At 36.6% G+C, this 21508-nt stretch carries 12 protein-coding genes; 4 read left to right on the top strand and 8 right to left on the bottom strand.

Annotated features, from left to right (window positions below; genetic code table 11):
* Nucleotides 1-95: 95 nt before the first annotated feature.
* A complete protein-coding gene (locus CW357_RS15790; protein ID WP_124218567.1) occupies nt 96-680 on the bottom strand; it encodes a hypothetical protein in 585 nt (194 codons plus the stop codon).
* Between the two features lie 325 nt (nt 681-1005).
* On the opposite strand from CW357_RS15790, the gene CW357_RS15785 reads away from it, so the two are divergent.
* The 3 genes from CW357_RS15785 (at nt 1006) to CW357_RS15775 (ending at nt 3604) form a co-directional block, all read left to right on the top strand.
* On the top strand, nt 1006-1587 hold the full coding sequence (locus CW357_RS15785) for a transposase (RefSeq protein WP_124218566.1): 582 nt from the start codon (nt 1006-1008) through the stop codon (nt 1585-1587).
* A 19-nt stretch (nt 1588-1606) separates the two neighbouring features.
* Entirely contained in the window at nt 1607-3133 is a 1527-nt protein-coding gene (locus CW357_RS15780; protein WP_124218565.1) for a YifB family Mg chelatase-like AAA ATPase, read from the top strand.
* A gap of 249 nt (nt 3134-3382) precedes the next feature.
* Nucleotides 3383-3604 (top strand): hypothetical protein, encoded by a 222-nt coding sequence (locus CW357_RS15775; RefSeq protein ID WP_164489628.1) that lies wholly within the window; start codon nt 3383-3385, stop codon nt 3602-3604.
* A gap of 1487 nt (nt 3605-5091) precedes the next feature.
* Here the strand turns inward: CW357_RS15775 and CW357_RS15770 are convergent.
* From CW357_RS15770 to CW357_RS15755, 4 genes are all read right to left on the bottom strand, one after another.
* The gene (locus CW357_RS15770) at nt 5092-7692 is read right to left on the bottom strand and encodes an Ig-like domain-containing protein (protein WP_164489627.1); all 2601 of its coding nucleotides are present in this window, start codon (nt 7690-7692) and stop codon (nt 5092-5094) included.
* 695 nt (nt 7693-8387) lie between these two features.
* Entirely contained in the window at nt 8388-10259 is a 1872-nt protein-coding gene (locus CW357_RS15765; protein ID WP_124218568.1) for a nucleoside-diphosphate sugar epimerase/dehydratase, read from the bottom strand.
* 348 nt (nt 10260-10607) lie between these two features.
* Entirely contained in the window at nt 10608-13322 is a 2715-nt protein-coding gene (locus CW357_RS15760) for a glucosaminidase domain-containing protein (RefSeq protein WP_124218562.1), read from the bottom strand.
* 586 nt (nt 13323-13908) lie between these two features.
* A complete protein-coding gene (locus CW357_RS15755; RefSeq protein WP_164489626.1) occupies nt 13909-15450 on the bottom strand; it encodes a glucosaminidase domain-containing protein in 1542 nt (513 codons plus the stop codon).
* Between the two features lie 390 nt (nt 15451-15840).
* Between CW357_RS15755 and CW357_RS15750 the strand changes: the two genes are divergently transcribed.
* Nucleotides 15841-16800: a nuclease-related domain-containing protein gene (locus CW357_RS15750; protein ID WP_124218560.1), complete on the top strand. Its 960-nt coding sequence runs from the start codon at nt 15841-15843 to the stop codon at nt 16798-16800.
* An 887-nt stretch (nt 16801-17687) separates the two neighbouring features.
* On the opposite strand, the gene CW357_RS15745 is transcribed toward CW357_RS15750, so the two are convergent.
* From CW357_RS15745 to CW357_RS15735, 3 genes are all read right to left on the bottom strand, one after another.
* Nucleotides 17688-19235, bottom strand: coding sequence for a glycosyltransferase (locus CW357_RS15745; protein WP_124218559.1), 1548 nt, complete (start codon nt 19233-19235; stop codon nt 17688-17690).
* Nucleotides 19236-19319: 84 nt separating this feature from the next.
* Complete coding sequence (gene tagH / locus CW357_RS15740) at nt 19320-20111, bottom strand: teichoic acids export ABC transporter ATP-binding subunit TagH (RefSeq protein ID WP_119414149.1); 792 nt, start codon at nt 20109-20111, stop codon at nt 19320-19322.
* A gap of 23 nt (nt 20112-20134) precedes the next feature.
* Nucleotides 20135-20956, bottom strand: coding sequence for an ABC transporter permease (locus CW357_RS15735; protein ID WP_119414148.1), 822 nt, complete (start codon nt 20954-20956; stop codon nt 20135-20137).
* Nucleotides 20957-21508: the final 552 nt, after the last annotated feature.

Raw genomic sequence — 21508 nt, 5'->3', positions numbered from 1 at the left:
CAAGTGTTGCACTTAATATTACAATTCATCAAAACAAAAAAAGAGAGGGTATTAACCCTCTCTCAGAATTGTTATGTTATTTGATTATGCTTGCTTTATTTATTCTTTATTTTAGATAATTCGAATTCTTTACCTACAGATAATGTGCCAGGATGATATTTATGCTTCTCATAGTATCCTATTTTTTCATGAGTTATTTCTAAAATCTCCCCTACATTTGGCGCATAATATTCTACAATATAGTAAAAATTATTTTTTGTATTGTCGCTACGATAATCTCTTGTAACTACGACATGTTTAAACGTTCCAGCTTTTACTTTTATAGTCGCATCATCATCAATAACTTTTTGCTTTATACCTCGAACTTTCCATGATTTGTTTAGTTTAATTGGATAAGATAAGTTTTTATCATCGTAATAATATAACCCTGTTTTCGTTTCTTTCATATTAAATGTACTAGAGTCGCCCGTTTTCGTATAAGTTTGTCGATAAATACTTTCACCTTTTTTATTTGTTTTAATATATTCCTCTTTTAGAGGTTGTCCATTTTGTAAAGCATAGTACACTTTATTTTTAGCTCTCATATAACTTGTTTTAGCGTCTGCTGTATCTGAGAAAAAAGGTAATATAGAAGCGGCGATAATAGCAAAAGCAAAAACAACCTTTAATATAGTTTGCAAGTCAAAGTCTCCTTATATAATTAGTTGAACAATATATAATATTAACACTTTTGGACTATTTTCGTGTGATTATTTTACTATTCACTATCATCAACTTGTACTGAAAATATTTAAGCCTAAGAAAAATAAAATCCTCGAGCTTTTCTCTTATCTTTTCTTTAATTGATACAATTCAGTATCAACAGTTGTTTTTCCAGCTTTTTTTCTAGTTATTTTAACAATTCCTAATTGTTTAGGTGCCTGGCACCTGACATGCAAAACTAAATCTATATATTCTAGTATATTCAGGATAAATTTTATATAATTGGTATAAAGGAGGTTGTTTATGCCGAGAAAGAAAAGAAGTTGGAATCCAACGTTGTTTTATCATGTTGTCATGCGCGGAAATAATCGGCAAGTTATTTTTCAAAATGAAGAAGACTATGCTGAGTTTTTTCGCTCAATGCATTATACATACGACCGATATACATTTCATCTTGTGGCGTATTGTATGATGAACAATCATTACCATCTCTTAATTCGTTCCCCAAACGAACCACTTGGAAAGGTAATGGGTACGATTAATAAGCGTTATAGTAACTATTTTAAAAGCAAATATCACTATCGCGGTCATTTATATGAAAGTCGATATTTTGCTAAACCAGCCATTGACGCAAAATCAGTGCTTGCAGTGAGCCGATATATCCATCGGAATCCTATTGCTACAAAGCAACCAATGGTCGAACGGATGGAACACTATCCTTATAGTAGCTTTCATCTCTATAAAAAGAACCAACCCCATCATATCCCCTATATGACTACTACTCTTTTGCCTAGCTTAATGCCAGTTTTAAAACAAACCTTTGAAGATTACTGTATTTTCTGTGAACAAGACGATGACGAAATAGAGTCTATTGACTTTTTGTAACATAAGAAAGGAGAAACATATGACCATTTGGAGTGTTGGTCTCGATGGTATGAGAGGTTATCGTGTCATGATCGAGGCAAATGTTCGGACAGATAAAGAATTATGTACAATTATTGGATTACCGGATACATCGATTAAAGAATCAAAAGAACGTATTATAAGTAATTTATACACACTTGAATATGATTTATCGATGAAGAAGATAACAATACAACTTTCTCCATCTGATAAAAGGAAAACAGGAACAGGCTATGATGCTGCAATGGTTCTTGCAGTAATAGAGCAATTATTAGAAACGCCTCTTCAACTAGATGAACATACATGTGTTTTAGCTGCTCTTACATTAAACGGAAGATTAGAATCCTTTCACGGAATGATTCCTTCTATACAACAGGCAATCGAATTAGGATTTCGACGAATTATTTTACCTGCTATCGATTTAAGTTTTCTAGGGAGCGTACTAACAGTAGATTTTGTCTTGATCCATGATATCCATCAACTTTTACAATATGTCAAAGGACAAACTGTTTTCAATATACCAGACACTAAAACATTTGATGTGATACGAGATAAAGAAAAGCCGAACATCGTTAAAGGAACTGATTTTGCGGCAATTCGCGGACATGAAAAGGCGAAACGTGCATTGGAAATTGCAGCAGCTGGCGGCCATCATATTCTGTTAAATGGTCCTCCCGGATGTGGAAAAAGTATGTTAGCGGATGCATTTCAAACCATTTTCCCTGAACTCTCTCATGAGGAAATGTTAGAAGTATATAGTATTTATCATTTAGCTAAAGAGGATTTTCCATTCTCTTTGCATCCGCCCTATCGAGCACCACATCATTCATCCTCTTCCACCTCACTTATTGGTGGAGGAACTTATCCAAAACCTGGCGAAATTTCTCTAGCACATCGTGGTATTTTGTTTTTAGATGAGCTGGGCGAATTCTCCCGAAAAACACTTGATATGTTACGCCAGCCTATGGAAACTGGTGAAGTGAGTATAAGTCGTGTAAGACAAACGGTGACATACCCTGCAAATTTCACACTCATTGCAGCAACGAATCCTTGTCCATGTGGCTATCATGGCTCAAATGATCATTATTGCACTTGCACACCTAACGAAATTCGAAAATATCAACTAAAAGCATCGGGTCCTTTACTTGACCGTTTAGATTTCCAATTATCATTACAAAGCGTACAACTTACCCATCAAAAACCATGTGAAGACTCTAAAACAATCCGACAGCGAACAACGATTGCAAGAAAATTACAAAGAGAACGTTATCAAAACAACTATTTAAATAGCACAGCACCTTCCGAATTACTTATACAATCGAGCAACATCACCAAACAACAACTGGATCAATTGTCTATCACTTGCTTCGACCAAAAATGGAGTCACCGTACCCAACTTAAAATCATTCGAATCGCAAGAACAATCGCAGACTTAGAAGGAACAAGCGAAATCTCCGATACGGCAATGGAAGAAGCAATTGCTTGGAAGAAAGAAGGATCACAACGAGAGTTTATTAAACCATCGTAAACCTCGCATAAACAGCCATACGCAATTCTAGACTGAAAGAAAAAAGTCCTTAACCTCCCCAAAGAGATTAAGGACTTAATTTGTATCCTATTGTCTGAATTGTTTGGGTGACTGGCACCTCAGACTCAGCTTCCTGAAGAGAATCAACTCTCTTTCAAATTAACTCGTTTGAACAATTCGATTACTTTAGAAGTATTACAGTCCGACCGGAGTAAAATTGCATATTTTGAAAAATGGATGGGACCACACGTGTTCAGTTACTTGTGTAACGTCAGTGAACCTCAAATTTTTGAAGTACAAAAAGGAATCTCTTTTTGTTGGTTTTCACCTACCACTACAATTCAGGAGCAATACGATTATTTGTTAAAACAAAAAATAACTATTGATTCCGTTCTGCCGAATTCCATCCAGTTAGCGTGGTATATTCAACAGAATTACGAAGAACCAGTAATGCAGGCTGAAGCCGGATAACTTTTCAAGTTAAAAACATCCTTGAGATATACAACAAATGTAGACAAATGTAGATAATCTACATAGAGATAATTATCTTTATAGTAAATTTACAAGCGTTCGTCATTTGACGGCGCTTTTATTGTAGCTCTACTCTTTCAACTAAATCTAGATTATGTTGAAAGAGTAACATTAACATTATAGACATTGTAGTAAATTTTAAACACAAATTTTAAAAAAACTTATATTTATCAACTATTGAACTTTTGGAACACTGTTCCGGAAAATTCAAATGAGAGAGAATTATCCCCTTTACTTAATAATGTGCAGAACATTTAAAGTCTTACTTACAAGATAGAAAGGATGAACACACGTAAAATAGTTTTGGATCACCTATATTACTTCTTTTCTTTATTAACAATCGATTGTAGAAATTCTGTTATCTTCAGATTAAAAAAATCCAGATAACTGGATTCTACTTTCTACCCCTAAATCTTTTTTTGCAAGGTACAACTGTTGTAGGTTAGAAATCAATTGATTAAACCTTATGTCGGGGTAAATAGTAACTCTATTTACTTTATTTTTAGAATATATGTGTTTATATAGCCCATAATATAAGTAAGACGAGATGCTCTAACATCTCGCCTAGTAACTACCCAACGTGGTAAGTTGCTTCTATACTTTATTTCTTTCTAGAAGACTTCCCGGTCTTGTTGGTTGCATGACGGGTGGTCTTCTTTTTTGAATTAAACGAAGTGCCTTGGAAAGAACTACTAGAGAAGAATCCTTTTTTATTGATTATAAGAAAATGTGAAGTAAGGGAACGAACCTTAACTTAACCGTTTGCATAGAATCCAAAAGAAAAAGAAGCTCTCAACCTCTCGAGAGATTAAGGACTACTAAATCTGAGTCTGTTATCTGAATTATTTCGGTGAATGACACCAAAACCTTAGAACTTCCCTTGGGTGAACTATTTATGCATTCAAAGAACCTATGTGCATACATTTAAATGCGTTGTCTCATTCTTTGTATTCAAACACATGACTAAAATGTCACCAATCTACTTCCTCTAAAAATTCCCTAAAAAACTCTGCACCATCTTGTGGAAATCTTACGTTGCGTTTACTGTACAGCAAGCTTTTCTCCGTCACCATTTTTAAACTTACAATATTGACTCTTTTAGTACTCATGAGGATCTTGAATTGTAGTTAATTGTCTAAATTATTTCGGTGCCTTGCCCTTTCACAATCTACGTAGCTAGAAACTTTCGAAAAACCCCTGCACTATCTTGTGGTGATTTTACTCCGGTTATTGTAAAGCAATAATTTTCTTTTAGTTTTTCCTCCAATAAAAATGCCCCTAACACCATTAGATATTAAGGCTTCTGAGTCCATCATAATTATGATATACGCTTTAATACTTTTTAAGACAAAAAACCCCTAACCTCGAAAGGTTAGGGGTTTCTCCAATCTAATAATCTAACTCAAAGAGTAGAAAATTTGATTAAATTATTTTACATCAACGCTGATTGTAGAAGATTCTACTACAGTAGTATTAGTATCATCGTCTTTTACTTTGATTACTAATGTACCTTTATCTTTTGATGCAGTTGCTTGACCAAGAATATTACCAGTAGCAGTCCAATCTTGAGGAGAACCAAGTGTAATTGTTTCACCTACTGAACCTGATACTGTAGCTGATACTGTACCAAGGATTTCATCTTCACCTGCTACATATTTACCATCATCATTGATATCTAGGTATAATACTGGTGCAGATGTATCTGTAAGATCAATACGTACTTTTGAAGTAGTATCTACTGATAATTTAACACCTTCAACGATTGGATCAGCAGCAGAACCTGCATCAGTAATAGTAAAGATATCTTTGTAAGTTAATTTTTTACCTACTATTGTAATAGCATCTTTGTTTTTCCAAGCAATTGATTGGATAGTTGGAACTTGATTAATAACAGTTACAGTTGCTGTTGCTACTTGTACTCCACCTTTTTTCAAGATGATTTGAGTAGAACCAGCTTTAACACCTGTTACTACAATATTACCAGTAGCATCCGGTGCAGTATCAACAGTTGCCACTTTAGGATTAGCAGATTCTACTGTAAAGCTAGATGCATCAGCATCGCCAGATTGTAATGAGCGTAAGAAACCACCAGTTTTTGTGAATTCATTAGCATTTAATGTTAAAGTTTTTGCTGAAGTAGCAATGTTAATTGTACCCTTAGATGAGTCAACTACTTCTAATTTGTAGTTATCTGCTACGTTATCATTAGTAACTTTTACTGTAAATTGACCAATGTTTTTGGCAGTTTCTAAATCTTGTACATAAACTGTGTAAGTTCCAGCAATAGCATTTGCTGCTGGTGCTACAGTTACAGGTAGAATACCGTCAACAGTTGCATCTACAGCACTTACATTAGTATTACCAGTTTTTTCTGTAGCTGCAATGGTAGGAGTTAAACCTACTGCTTTAATTTTAGATAAATCTAATACTTCACCAAATTGGTCAGTAACTGTTACATTATTTGTGAAACTAGCTCCTGGTGCTACTGAAACTGTTGCATTTTTAGGAGTTGCTTTTGTTGCTACACGTGCTGTATCAACTACAGTAATTTCTTTAGAATAAGATACTTTACCTGCAGTTACAGTAATAGTAGTTTTACCAGCTTTAATTGGTGTAATAGCACCTGATGAAGCATCAATTGTTGCTACTGCTGGGTTTGATGATGCAAATGATGATAGACCAGAAACTTTAATGATATCACCAGTGTTTGAAAGAACATGGTCAAGCTTAATATCAGTATCTTTTGTTGAAATTGTAGCAGCAGATAATTCGCCTAACTCATCAGTTGTTAAAACGATGTTACCGATAGCTGGAGTTGCAGCACTTACCACTTTTACAGTAACTGTTTTAGATTCAACAGTTTTACCGTCTTTTTTAAGAACAACTTTTACATCAAATGATTTATTTAATGCTGTAGCTGCTGCAGTTTCATCAATTTCACCTGTAGTAGATACATTAGAGGCAGCTGCAGCTGTTTTAAATACAGCTTTATCAGCTTGGAATTCTACTTTATATCCAAGTGTATCTTCAACTTGTGCTAAATCAGTAGCTACACCGTTAAGAGATAATGTTAAGAATTGTTTATCTTTGTTAGCTTCTAAAGTAGTAGTTGTTACAGCTACTTCACCAAGATTGAAAGTGTATTTTAATGTTAAATCTTGAGTGCCTGTTGGAGTTTTTACAGATACTTTGTAATCTTGATTTTCATTGATTGGTGTTTCAAGAGTTAAAGTAGCAGTTGTACGATCATCTGATACTTTTAAATCAGTTACTTTTGTACCTTCGATAGTTACATCATCTTTAGTTACTTTTTTAAGGTTAGTACCTGTTAATGTAACTGTTTTAGGGTTAACTGCACTTGCAGATTCAACTTTAGTTGGTACTACAACACCGTCTTTGTATTGGTCTTCAACACCATTGTAAGTGAAGATACCAGTTGCAAGATCAGCATTGTTGTAAAGTTTTTCTTCGAATAGTGCAAGACCTACGTTAAGAACACCTTCGTTATAAAGTTTGCCTTTGTAAAGGTCAAGACCAGTTTCTTTTACACCTTTTTTGTAAAGAACGTCTTTGTAAAGACCAGTAACTAGTTTACCGTTTTTGTAAACTTTACCTTTGTATTCGCCTTCTACGCGTTTACCGTCTTTGTAAGTGTAACCGTATGAAGTTACTCCAGTGAATTTAACACCTTTTTTGTAGTAAACGTTTTTAGAAGTTTTACCAGTGAATAGTTTACCTTTCACATAGTATTTTTTGTTGTAAGTACCAGTGAATTTAGCACCTGATTTGTAGAATACTGATTTGTAAGTACCAGTGAATTTTTTACCGTTTTTATAAAGTTTACCTTTATAAGATTTGTAACCTTTTACTGCCTTGTTAGTTTTTGCGTTTACAAGTGTACCTTTTTTAGTCACTTTGTAAGTAGTTTTTGCTGAAGCATCAGTACCTGAAGCTACAACTGCAGATGTAAGTACTGAAGCACCAAGTACAAGTGCTGTAGCAGACTTAACTAATTTAAGATTTGCCATGAATAAAAATCCTCCCTTATTGGATATGATTAGCATTTCGCTGTTTTTTGTTTCATCAGCTAATCATGCTTAGCCTAATTATCGACTATTAGAGAGAGAATTTCCACCTTTTTTTATGTAAAAATATTCAATACAAAAAGGTAAATATCACTATTTTGATAAATTGGCAATAAAAATATTATACATTTATTCTCAATTTACATTATTTTTACAAAATAAGCATGATTATTGTTATATTGTTTATGCAGATAGTTATTAAGGATTATTTTAAACTATTAGACATGATTAAATTTCTAATTTTTTCATATATATTTTTCGTGTAATATTGGCATATTCCTGAAATATTATCATACTATTTTAGATTGCTAGTTTTTTAGTTATTATTAAATATTATGAATATGAGTTTCTTCCATTATATATAGTCTACTATTTCTCCAATCGATGATTTAACCATGCAATGATCCTATTGTGAAATTTTGTTGTAGCGAGATAATACTATTACAAATGTTACGAAAATGATGCATTTTGTAATAAAATAGCAGATGGTTTTTAAATCTATTTAGATGACTTTATGTTTTAAATAATATAGTCAATTGATATTAATTGTTAGTTATTTAGTAAACTTTTGACTTTTAGATTAGACTAGATCCGACATTGATCTCCATTTCCATATAACAAAACCTCAGCAACTTTTATCAAGTCGCTGAGGTTATATGTTGTGTAGCTTGTTGTCCACCATTTACTAATACTAGTGATGGTTTGGATGGAACTATTGGTTTTCTATTGGCATTGCTAATTAGCGTTTCTTTTAGTGTTTTGATGTCTTGTTCTAGTAGTGTGTCTATTATTTGATAGAGTTCTTGCTTATCTATAGGATCTGCTTTTCCGATGAAGATTTTCGGGAATACTTGCTTCTTTTGGAGCTCATTTTCATTTAACAGTTCTTCAAATAGTTTTTCGCCTGGGCGGATTCCAGAGAATTCGATACCGATTTCTTCTTCTGTGTAACCTGATAGAGTGATCAGATTTCGAGCTAGGTCGACAATTTTAACTGGCTCTCCCATATTCAAGACGAATACTTCTCCTCCCCTTGCTAAGGCACCTGCCTGGAGAACTAAGCGAGAGGCTTCTGGGATGGTCATAAAGTATCTCGTCATTTCTGGATGCGTTACGGTAACAGGTCCACCTGCTTCGATTTGCTTTTTAAAGAGTGGGATCACACTTCCCCTACTTCCTAATACATTTCCAAAACGGACGGCTACGAATTTTGTTTTACTTTCTTTCGCTAGATTTTGTACAATCATTTCCGCAAAGCGTTTTGTTGCTCCCATAACATTCGGTGGGTTTACTGCCTTATCGGTGGAGACCATGACAAAACATCCGACACCGAAGAAATCAGCAGCTTCCGCTATGTTCTTGGTACCGAATATATTATTCTTCACCGCTTCTCTAGGATTGTACTCCATGAGTGGTACGTGCTTATGGGCTGCTGCATGATAGATGACATCTGGTTTATACTTTGAGATGATTTCAAATAGACGTGTCCTGTCTTGAATATCCGCAATAATCGGGATGATTTCTATTTCTTCTTGATAGAGTTGTCTCAGTTCCATATCAATCGTATAAATGCTATTTTCACCATGACCTAAGAGTAACAGTTTCTTAGGATAGAATTTGCAAACTTGTCGGCAGATTTCAGAGCCTATAGATCCTCCTGCACCTGTTACAAGTATCGTTTTGCTTGTTATTTTTTTTGAAATGCTTGTCATATCCAATTCCACTGGTTCTCTACCAAGTAAATCTTCCACTTGTACATCCCGAAAGTTATTGACCGATATTTTACCTGCGATCAAGTCTTTCACAGATGGCATGATTTTAGTATTTGCTTTCGTTTTGGCACATTCTTCGTAGATTCGTTTTAGTTCTGACTTTTGAAGCGACGGTATTGCTATGATGATATTTTCAATTTTTAGTTTTTCGACTAACTTTGGAATGTGGTGAATCTTCCCCTTTACGTCTATCCCATAAATCTGGAGTTTGAGCTTTTTTGGATCATCATCTGCAAAGGCCACTGGATAAAGATTCGTTTCTTTGTTTTTTAATAATTGCCGAACAATCATCGTTCCAGCAGCACCTGCTCCAACGACCAACGTCCGTTCTTTTTCAGGATTTGGTGTGATAAATCGCTCACGGAATAAGCGCCATGAAAATCTCGAGCCCCCGATTAATAGAACATGCATCATCCATGTGATTCCTATAACACGAACATCTATTGTTTGAAAAGCGATTAGCTGAACGACTATTGTCGTCATGATTGACAATGTAATCGCCTTAATGATCGCTATCAACTCTCCTATACTGGCATACTCCCAAGTATTTCGATACATACGATAGATTGCCGCAAATAAATGATGACTCACTAATAATGTAACGGAACTTACAAGTAAAAATGGCATTGCTCCATGTTGTAATGTAGGATTAACGATTAAATAACTTAGAAATATTGCTGTAATCACAATGGTAGAGTCTAACAACATTAATAACGGCAGTCTTCTATTGTAAGGCAGTGTGCTTCTCCTCCTATTCAAAATTGAGAGTATGATAATTCGCTACATTATATGGTTCTTTTCTAATGGGTATGACTAAAATGGATATTTTTATAATCAAAATAAGTTGAGGGTGGCTTAGGCTTTGTTATAAGGGGCTTTGAGGTTGAAGTTATGGAGAATTTATTTGTATTCTAGGTACATCGTTTAAAAAGATTTTGTAAAATGATGTATGTTAGATACTACTTTTTAAAATGGGTATAGTGAAAAGTGATTAAGGGGTTCGAAAATAGGGTTGGCCTTTTTTAGCATGTGAAAAAAGCAAAATACAGAAATGTTATGAGATAAACATTTCTGCCTTTTTTAGTTTTAGAATTTTGTAATGATAGTAGAACTGATCCATGCTTTTGTTGTACTGGATGGGATATAGATTTGATACCAAGTTGTGTTGGATTCGTCTTTTGTTGTTACTACTTTCCCTTTGTCATCTGTTACAAGTTTTAAATAAGTATCCTTTTTCAATGTTGCAAGGACAGTTGAATTTTTCGTCGTTGCCTTGTCACGGACATTGGCATCATCGTAGTTCGTAACTGCAAGGTTTTGGATATTCAAGTAGTCACTTCTAACCCAGGCTTGGTCATTGCCATTATAGCTAACGCGGAACCAGCGACCACCACTATTTTTGTCATCTTTGATATCTGCGTTATGCCCTAAAATTGTAATTTGTTGACCAAGTGATAGCGTACCAATTTGTCTTGCAGTCGAAGCGTATGGCATGGAATAGACTGGCGTGATTAGTGATGCTGTTGCTATGATGCCTTGGTCGAATGTATAGAATGTGCTCGGTTGTGGCTTGTTCGCCGGAATAATATGATCGTATGTTTTTTGAATCGGCGCTGGATCTAATGTACTCTCTGGTTGTGCTGCATAGTATTTGCTGTCGTATGGTTTCATCTCTTCCATTAGTCGAGCAATACTACGTCCCCAATTTTGGTCTGTTGCGTATTTTGTGTTCATCCCTGCGATATGGACTCCGTTGTTATAGAGAGCGCCGGGTTTTAAATATCGACGATAGATGAAGTCTACATAATACTCTAGTCCTTCCTTTTTGTTAGGGAAGTAAAGTGCACAAGTTAATGGGGCAGAATCATATGCTTGTAGACCAAAGAAGTTGTTTTTGTATTTTCCAATTTGTGATGCTTTGGTGCTTCCCCAGCCGCTTTCCAAAATAGCATGAGCAATCAAAAATTGTACATTGATACCGTATTCTTTTTGTACTTCAAAGAAAGTTGGCACAAGTTTGTATAACTCATTTTCTTTATAACTTTCGCCTTTCTTCATTATCAGATAATTTTGCATTTCCTTTTGTGTGATATTGGATGTTTTCCTTAAGTTTTCTGCTAGATAATTGTTGCCGGTTTGTTCTGGTGTGATCCAGACTGTTTTGCCACCGATACTGCCTTGATAGAATGTTTTGCCGTTAATGACTTCGGTCTTCTTGGCTGTGAATGCTTTTGCTCGGTAATTGCTTAGTGAGCTATAGACGACGTTATTTGTTGTACCATTTGAGATATTGTAAGCTTCACCGAATCCTGTTAAGTATAGTTTTAAGCTAGTTGTGGTAGATGAAGTGATGTTCGATAGGGTGATTTGTCCTTCCTCTACCCATCCGATTGACTTTGTTTTTGTACCGACTGTACGACTGATTTCGTAATATGTTTTGTTGTCTACTGTTGCTTGTTTGTAGACATAGAAGTTTTCTTTTGTATAGGTTGTGCCTGCTTTTTGTGATTTCGTTAAGTCCGTTAAATCTTGATAGATTTTAGTAGATGTATTTTTTAAGACGCCGACCTTCGTAATGGCTGTTGTTTCTGGCTGAGCTGGTGTTTCTGGGTCTGGTTTTGTTGGTTCTGTTGGTTTGGTTGGCTCGGTCGGTTTCGTCGGCTCAGTTGGCTCGGTTGGCTTAGCTGGGTCTGTGGTGTCTGGCTTTGGCGCATTTTTGACCTGAGTTGATGTTACCCAGAGAGTGATATTATCTTTTGTTGTGCCTTGATACCAGATTTCATCGCCTGCTTTAACAGCTTTTATGATGGTGAACTTTTCATTCTTCGGTAATGTTTTTTGAACGATATCCTTTGTTTCTCCCCATTGAATGCTGTAGCCCTTCCCGGTTCCATTTAATACTTTTGCTGTTGTTGGGATTTTGGCTGATCCTTGAGCAACTGTTGTTAATTCTGTATTTTGAACCCAACCGATGACTGCAGCTGTACTTGTTGGGTGTGTGCTTAGTTGATAATAGATGTTCTTTCCGATTGTTGCTTGCTGCGTGATGTAATACGTTCTGTTGGTCTTTTTGGTTGATGCTTCTGCTGATTGTTTTAGATTGTTGATATCCGGGTAAACTTTGGCGATTTGCGTGTTGATACGTCCTAGTCTATTTACTTTTTTTAGTACTGGTTTAATCGTTGTTGGTGATGGCTTTTTTGTTGTTAATTGGGACGACTTTAGCCAGACAGTTTGTCCGTTAAGTGTTCCACTATACCACGTGTCATCTCCAACTTTTTCAGTTGTTTTCGTTTTAAATAGGGTGTTTTTGTTCGTGGTAAGGGAGATGAACATGATATTCTTTGCTCCACCCCATGGTCTTGTATAACCTTTACCTGTTCCTTTGATATATCTTTTTGTGGTGCTATTTTTGGTAATTTTATGTGTTTTGGTTGTGAGATCTTTTGCTTTGACCCAACCGATAAATGGCTGACTGGCGTTTTTATAGTTGCTAATTTGATAATAAGTTGTTTTATTGTAAACAGCTTTTTTGTTTATGTAGTAAGTGAGTTCTAGTTTTTGGCTGCCTACTTTTGTTCCTGTTGTTGCTGTTGGTGATTGATATATAACAGCTTTCTCGTTTTTGAAGCGACCTAATTTACTAGTGTCTGTTTGTTTAACTGATTTTGTAGGTTGCGTAACCGTAGTTTTTGCTTCCGCCTTTAATGCTGGTAGGGACATGGTAACTGTTGATGCTAGCATAGCTGCTGAGATAACTGCTGCTGTGAGTCTTTTGTGTGACTTTTGATGTGTTGCCATCTATAATCCTTCCTTTCTATTAAAATGGTGGATTTTTACTAACTATAGCATGGATTTGAGAGATTTGGTAGGTGTTGGGGTGGGAGGGGTGTGGGGTGGTTCCGCGGTTTTTTGGTCTAGTTCCGCGATTTTGGGGGGGAGTTACGCGATATTCGGAGGATGTTACGCGATTTTTTAGGTTTGTCACGCGATTTTTGGAATTGTATCCGCGTTCCTGACAATTTAAGTCTCTATGAGTTTACTCGGGGTAGACGATTATTGCTCTACTTGGGCGCGGTATTGAATCTGTTATTTCCTGCATCTTGGACGCGGATAATGCTTTTGAGTATTTAATCTGGATCTCATTACGCGATTTTTGGGTGAAGTTACGCGATTTTCAGAGGGAGTTCCGCGATTTTTTAGGTATGTCACGCGGTTTTGGAAATTTTATCCGCTCTCTTGATAATTTAAGTCTTAAGGTAGTCAAACGGGATGATGCTCTGCTTGGGCGCGGCTAGGTATTTGTGTTTTACCTGTATCCTTTCCGCGGATAATGATTTTGGGTAATAGAAAGAGACCACCGTGATGATTGGTGGTCTCCTTTTGGTTAGTTGTACATTTGGATAACTGAGCTGCTGATCCATACTTTTTTGGTTGTGCCTGGTTTGTAGATTTGGTACCAGGTTGTTTTGTTTTTGTCTTTCTTTGTGACATATTTGTTGTCTTTTTTGACTAGTTTGATCGGCGTGTTTTTATTGACTGAAGCTACTTTTGTATATTTCGTATCGGCGCCAGCTCTTAGGTTTGTTCCGTCACTTGTTGTAAAGGCTAGGTTTTGAACAGCGATTTGGTCGCTACGTACCCACCCTTGTTTGCCACTGTAGCTGATTCGATACCAGCGTACTGTTTTGCCGCTATCATTTTTGAAGTCGCGGACATCTGAGTGATAGGCTTTTAGCGTGATTGATTTGTTCTTTTTGTATGTGCCATATTTTGATGAGTAGATGTATGGCAAGCTATAGACTGTCGCTCCTGATGCAACGTTGACTTTTGCTGTGATGTCCGACGGCATTGTATGATATGAAGCCGGTTGTGCTTTTGTTTCTGGGATGACATTATCGTATTCTTGTGGTGCTGGGAATACTTTTGTACTTACGCTTTTTTTGCTGTAATAAGAGCTGTTGTATGGTTTCATTTGCGCCATTAAATTCGCAATTTTTTCACTCCAGCCTTTATCTGTAGCATACTTGACGTTCATACCTAATAGCGAAGGGCCGTTATAGTAAGCGCCAGTAGTTGTTAGATAATCACGATAGATTTTGTAGACATATGCGCTTAATCCCGCTTTACCTGTCGGGAAATATTTCGCACAAGTTAAGGCACAAGTATCATATGCTTGATAGCCGAAATAGTTGTTTTTGTATTGTGCAATGGTAGAACCGCCCCACCCTGTTTCTAGGATGGCATGGGCGAACATAAATTGGGCATTAATGCCAGATTCGTTTTGTAATTCGATAAATGTTGGTGCTAGTTTGTAAAGGACGTTGTCTGGTAGTTTTCCTTTAGTTAATAAGAATGCTTGCATTTCTTTTGCTGTGATATTCGATGTTTTTCGAAGGTTCAGCGCGATGTATGGGTTTGTTTTGATATGTGTTGCTGAGATCCAGACCGTTTTCCCGTTTAGCGTTCCTTTGTGCCAAGTGGATGTGCCGAGTTTTTCTGTTCGAGTGATTTTGAATGATTTTGCGCGATATTTGCTTAAAGTGTAAACTTTATTTTTCGTACCGCCCCAAGGCATATCGTAAGCTGTTCCTGTTCCCGCTATGTATACTGTCGATGATGTTTTATTTACAAGCTTACGTGAGTAGCGCTTTAAATCTCCTGATGCAACCCATCCTATTTCTTTGGATCCTTGATAAAGTTGGTAGTAAGTTGTTTTATCAATCGTTGTTTTATTTCTTACGTAAAAGGCTCTGCCTGTGTAAGTAGTGTTGGCCAGGATGAATTTTTTCTTGTCATTGGGTTTTTTATAGATTTTGGAAGTTTTTGACTTGATGTGTGCAATCTGGTTGACCTCAGTTGTTTTGTAAGTGCTTGATGTCTTTGCCGAGGCTTGTCCGTTAATGAGATAGATTGTTGCTACTAACATCGTAAGAATCATACAGATGCGTATAATATTTTTCCTCATTTTTGGCTATTCCCTTCTTTCTGTTTTGTCTTATAGAATCATTGTATAGGAATTTAACTTCCAGGTGAACAGGTATTTCATACTAGTTCAGTGAATTATACGTGACTATTTTCGCCAATAATTCTTGTTTTTATTATGATAAATTGTTTTAATTTGTAATAATTTTTTCGATATTTTTATAAAAATGAGCGAAATTGGATTTCATAATATATTTTCGGTATTATTTTGATATTTTTAATTTTATTTCATAGAATTTTGTTGTTTTATGAGTTTTTTCGTTTGTTTTGATGCCTTGCAGGACATTAGAACCCTCTATATAATTCAGCTAAAAGTAAGGATGGAGGGGTTTTTTTGATTGGCAAGGCTTATTCTAAAACGCATTATTTAGATGGATTAGATAGTTTAATAAGAAGACTTTCTACATCAAATCCTAAGCGAGAGGAATTAATCAATGAATATAATCGTATCCAGGCCGGTGACATTGGTGAAAAAGTTGTTATGGATTTACTAGAAAAGCTTCAACTTCCCTACGACTTTTTTATATTTCACAATCTATCTTTGTCGCTGGAAACGAAAGTTCAGTTTGATGTATTGTTGTTGACTCCGCATTATATCTTGATATTAGAAGTGAAAAACATTAAAGGCTCAGTTATTTTAAGAGACAATCCAAGTCAGCTTGTCCGGACATTGCCTAATGGAGAAGTTCAAGTATTTAATAGCCCGGTTCCCCAACTGGAAGAGTATATCTACCAACTCAAAACCTTTTTGGGGAATAAAGGACTGAACATTCCCGTATATGGTGCTGTTGTTTTCCCTTTTACATCAGGTCTAATTGAACAAAGCACAAATAAAACAACTATTTTACGAAAAAATGAATTAAAATCTTTCATACGAAATATTCCTATAAGGGGACCTTTTTTAACTGGTAGGGAGATTGAATATTGGAAAGACTATTTTCTAAATAATCATATCGAATTCAATCCATATCCTTTAGTTGAAAGATATAATATTCAGCTTAGCGAAATTAAAAATGGGGTCTTGTGCAAAAAGTGTGGACATATAGGGATGAAAAAGTTTCCATATTATTGGTATTGCCCTATCTGCCATTACAAAAGTAAAAATGCGCATGAGCATACAATTATGGAGTATTTTAAGCTCATCAACCACACTATGACTAATCCCGAATGCAGAGAATTTCTTGGTATTCAAAATCCGAATCAATCCTATCGCCTGATAAAAAAGATGCCATTGCAGCGTGTCGGAAAGAATCGATACGCACAATATATGCTTCCGAAAAATGGAGATAAATAAATCTGTTTCGATTGGTGGAGCGTGGATTCAAAGGACTTTGAGTGTGGAACAGGACTTGTGGATTGGGGCTTGTGGGGCAGGACTTAAATTGTCCGGAACGTGGATTCAATTTCTTGTTGCGTGGATTGATGGTTGAGTTGCGTGGATTGAACTTCGATGTGTGTGGATTGATGGACCATTTGCGTGGATTAGATTCTATTTTGCGTGGATTGAAGCTGTTTTTTTGATAGATGGACTACATCTGATTGCTCAAGGGCTTTGGGCGCGGATCGGATACTTGTTTAGATATGATTGTCTGCCGCGGATAATGGGAGTATTTTCTCTGCTTTGAGTTAGCTTCAGAGGACTTAAATTGTCCGGAACGTGGATTCAATTTCTTGTTGCGTGGATTGATGGTTGAGTTGCGTGGATTGAACTTCGATGTGTGTGGATTGATGGACCATTTGCGTGGATTAGATTCTATTTTGCGTGGATTGAAGCTGTTTTTTTGATAGATGGACTACATCTGATTGCTCAAGGGCTTTGGGCGCGGATCGGATACTTGTTTAGATATGATTGTCTGCCGCGGATAATGGGAGTATTTTCTCTGCTTTGAGTTAGCTTCAGAGGACTTGAATTGTCCGGAACGTGGATTCAATTTCTTATTGCGTGGATTGATGGTTGAGTTGCGTGGATTGAACTTCGATGTGTGTGGATTGATGGACCATTTGCGTGGATTGGATTCTATTTTGCGTGGATTGAAGCTGGTTTTTGATAGATGGACTACATCTGATTGCTCAAGGGCTTTGGGCGCGAATCGGATACCTGTTGGATTGGGTTTCTTGCCGCGGATAATGGGGGTATTTTCAAACGCAAAAACCGCCTCATTTTAGAGACGGTTTTGGGATTTATAGTAGTGGTTTTTCTTTGTTTTCGGTTATGGTTTGTTCGATTAGATCGTGCCATTTGTTGTAGTAGATTTCGGGTGTGTATGATTCTTTGATTAGGTTGAAGGCGTTGTTGCCCATTTGTTCGGCGTCAGATGGGTTTTCTAGTAGACGTTTGATGCGGTCTGCTAGGACTTCGATATCACCGTTTGGTACGAGATAGCCGGTTTCGCCGTCTTTGATGACTTGGGCTGGGCCGTAGTTGATCTCGTAGCTGACTACTGGTGTATGGTTGGCAAATGATTCGAGCATGACGAGGCTGAATCCTTCTGCTGTCGATGTCACCACGGAGACAGCTGATTTGGCGAACACTTCATCAATCCGATTTGTATAGCCTTTTAGTTTGACGCTATGATGTACTTTTAATTTTTTGATGAGTTTTTTAAGTTCTTGTTCTTCGTCGCCTGCTCCATAGATTTCGAGTTTAGCACCTGGGATGTCTCGCGCTACTTCTAAAAAAGCTTCGATGGCATGGTCGATGCGTTTTTCTTTTGAGTAGCGAGCGACCATTGAAACAAGTAGAGGATCTCTTTCGACATCTACTACAGGTGTGTCTACACAGTTTGGAATAACGTGAATATTACCGCGATTACCGATTTCTTTGTGCAGGTCGAGTTGTTGTTGATCAGTTAGTACGACAACTGGATAGCCTTTTGGAATAATGTCCAAAATTGGTTGTACTGCTTTTCGATATGGGCTGCCAAGTGTGTGCGGTTCTTCAAAATGGTTGGAATGTAGCATGTAGATTTTGAATGCTAAATCATCATCCATATTGATGACACGTTCGGCTACGGCTGCTCCGTCCACTATAATTACTGGTTTGACGACTTCTGTTCGGCAAAGTTCTTCTAACCAGAATGTGTGGAATTCTCTTCGGTTCGCAAAGTCCACTACCTTTTTGTGCTCCGGATTGTATAAGTAAACATGTTGTTGCTTTCCTGTTTGGAAGTTGAACCACACAGATAAGTAACAGAATCCATCTGGTGTAAAGAAACGTTCTTGGTTTTTCTTATTGTTCGCTGGATGATACAGTGTTTCACGAATTTTATAACCATGTGGGTGATATTCTTCACGACGCACACGAACGCGATTTTCATCAAAGTAATCGATGAATTTTAGAATACCATCTTCGTCCCATTGTTTATATTTGATATACGTACCATTCATGAAATAACGTGCAAAATTGCCACCATCTTGTACCCAGTAGTCACCTTCGTACTTTTTGGAATTTTGTGCGTATTTTTCTTTTTGTGCGCTTGTTACTTCTTTAGAAGAATATTTTTCACGATAGTAATCGTAGACGTTAAGGATTTCAACATTTCTATTTAGTTGGCCCGTTGCACGTAATTCTGAGGCTATTTCTGGGTAGTTCATTTTGAAGTCCATTGTTAGGAGAACTGAACTGTAGTCTTGGTTTGAGAATAGTGCGGAACGGCGAAGCATTACTTTGTTGACGCCACCTTTTTCGACGTCCATGTCCCATGCTGCCATAAAAATTGTTCTTTTCATTGGAGTATTCACATCCTTTTTTGATATGTAGAAAGTAAATGAAGGACCGAAGTATATTCGATCCTCATTTTGTGAGTGTTAGTTTTATTTATGTTTTCTTCGGTCTGCTAATTTATTTCGGAATTCTTTTTGTTCTGCTGCAGGTAGTTTGTGATATTTTTTAATGAAATCTGTATAATTTTTCATCACTACATTGGTTGGTCCAAATTCTCTTAAGTGTCCGCCCTCGATCCAAGCGATTTTCGTACAGAAGCTGCGTACTTGGCTTAGGTTGTGACTGACGAAGAAAATGGTTTTGCCGCGTTTTTTGTATTCATTCATCTTGGCTAGTGACTTGTCCGCAAAGGTTTGGTCCCCTACGGAAAGCGCTTCATCGATGATAAGAATATCAGGGTCTGCAGTGACGCTGATGGCAAATCCGAGTTTGGATTTCATACCACTTGAGTATTTTTTTACGGGTTGGTAGATGAAATCACCAAGCTCTGAGAACTCGATTATTTCTGGCAAAACTTTGGCGATTTTTTCTTTACTATAACCCATTAGCAAGCATTTGAACTCGATATTTTCGATACCTGTTAGTTGGTTGCTAAGGCCGGCATTGATGGCAATAACGTTGACGTCACCTTTAACAATAACCTCACCAGAAGTTGGAGGGATAATACCACCTATGATGTTCGAAAGGGTGGATTTCCCTGACCCGTTTATGCCGACAAGACCGACAACATCTCCTTTTTCAACTGCAAATGAGATGTCCTCTATTGCATTGAAGCTACTCCCTTTTTTCCCTGGGAAGATGAGGTCACCGAGTTGCTCGCCTTTTGTTTTATACATTCGATATGTTTTTGTTACATTTTTGATAATGACTGATTCCGCCATGTAGGTTCTCCCCCATATTATATTTAGATAAAGTCAGAGAAGCGGTTTCTGAATTTAAAGTGCGCTGTTGAGCCGATTAGTAATAGAACGAAGATTAGTCCTAAGTTATATAATGTTAGTTCCCAGTGAGATACGATATACCAATCGTTATACAACAATGATGCACGATAGCCGTTTGCTAAATAATAGAAAGGATTTAACATTAGAATGTTATGAATCCAATCTGGCATATTAGATGAACGGTCCCAAAGAATTGGTGATAGGAAGAACATTGCTTGTAATAGCGATTGGATGAGCATTTGGATATCTCGTACAACTACTGTTAATGTTGATGTTACGAGTGTAATTGAAAATGCTAGTATGTAACTCAACGCTACGAAATAGATTAACTGTATATAGTAAATACTTGGGTAGTATCCTGCGATCCAGAAAATCACCATGATGGCACCTAATAATATTAGATGGCCATAATATTTTCCCATAATAATGTAGCTAGGCAACACCGATAGTGGGAAGTTCATCTTGGCGACCATGTTATATTTTTGATAAATCGATTTGGAGCCGTTTAGGATGGCTTTGTTGATAAAGAACCACATTGAAATCCCAGCTAGCATCCAATAGACATAGTCAACCTCTTTGTGATATTCGTTTTCCATGGTTCCGCGGTCCATTGCGAATCCAAAGACAAACCAGTACATGGCCATTTGAATTGCTGGATTGAGAATTTCCCATGCAAAGCCCAAATAGTTATTCTGATTGTCGATGCGTAATTGGAATTTTGCTAAGCGCAAGATCAAATAAAATGAATGGACTTGTTCCTTAATAATTTTTATAAGTGCTCTCATTTTGTTTATTTCCTCAATTTCATGTATTGAATTTGTTGTGAACTAGTAGTTTTCTGTTTTGTTATAAGTATAACTAATTTGGTAACTTTTCATAACCTTTTCTATTACTATTTAATAGAAATAATTATTCTTCAAATTAGCTGGCTTTTTTAAAGTTGGCTTTTTCTTATTTTACAGGAAGCACGCCTGTTTATCATAGAAAAACACTTCACATAGTATACCATATTCATGGAAAATATTCTGGATATGTGGATGAGAATTTTGGATAGAATAGATTACCTTAGGATGTGAAGCTATGGCTTGGCATGTGGGGGTTTCTGGTGGTTGTTTTTGGGGATTAAATATAGGTTGGTTCTGCTTTTTCTTAGTTTAAATTTCTGATTGGTTAAGGGCATTGGGCGCGGTTGGGGTGCGTTGGCTGGGCATAGTTTTTTTTGCCGCGGATGATGGGAGTATTTTGGGGTTGCTTTGGGGAGTTTGTTTGCGCGGTGAGTTTGCACGGGGACTTAAATTGTATGCATCGTGGATTCAATTTCTTTTTGCGTGGATTGG

Origin of the sequence: Rummeliibacillus sp. TYF005 (assembly GCF_003844195.1) — a bacterium.
In the GTDB taxonomy this organism is placed as follows: Bacteria; Bacillota; Bacilli; order Bacillales_A; family Planococcaceae; genus Rummeliibacillus.
Note: the sequence above shows the minus strand (reverse complement) of the source record. Positions and strands in the feature narration are given on the sequence as shown.

Coding starts and splice junctions, on each gene's coding strand:
- CW357_RS15755 (WP_164489626.1), bottom strand. CDS start 15,450: ATGTTAGTAGCAACAATCTATCTCATTAACGGACAAGCCTCGGCAAAG.
- tagH (WP_119414149.1), bottom strand. CDS start 20,111: ATGGCGGAATCAGTCATTATCAAAAATGTAACAAAAACATATCGAATG.
- CW357_RS15785 (WP_124218566.1), top strand. CDS start 1,006: ATGCCGAGAAAGAAAAGAAGTTGGAATCCAACGTTGTTTTATCATGTT.
- CW357_RS15745 (WP_124218559.1), bottom strand. CDS start 19,235: ATGAAAAGAACAATTTTTATGGCAGCATGGGACATGGACGTCGAAAAA.
- CW357_RS15770 (WP_164489627.1), bottom strand. CDS start 7,692: ATGGCAAATCTTAAATTAGTTAAGTCTGCTACAGCACTTGTACTTGGT.
- CW357_RS15780 (WP_124218565.1), top strand. CDS start 1,607: ATGACCATTTGGAGTGTTGGTCTCGATGGTATGAGAGGTTATCGTGTC.
- CW357_RS15735 (WP_119414148.1), bottom strand. CDS start 20,956: ATGAGAGCACTTATAAAAATTATTAAGGAACAAGTCCATTCATTTTAT.
- CW357_RS15760 (WP_124218562.1), bottom strand. CDS start 13,322: ATGGCAACACATCAAAAGTCACACAAAAGACTCACAGCAGCAGTTATC.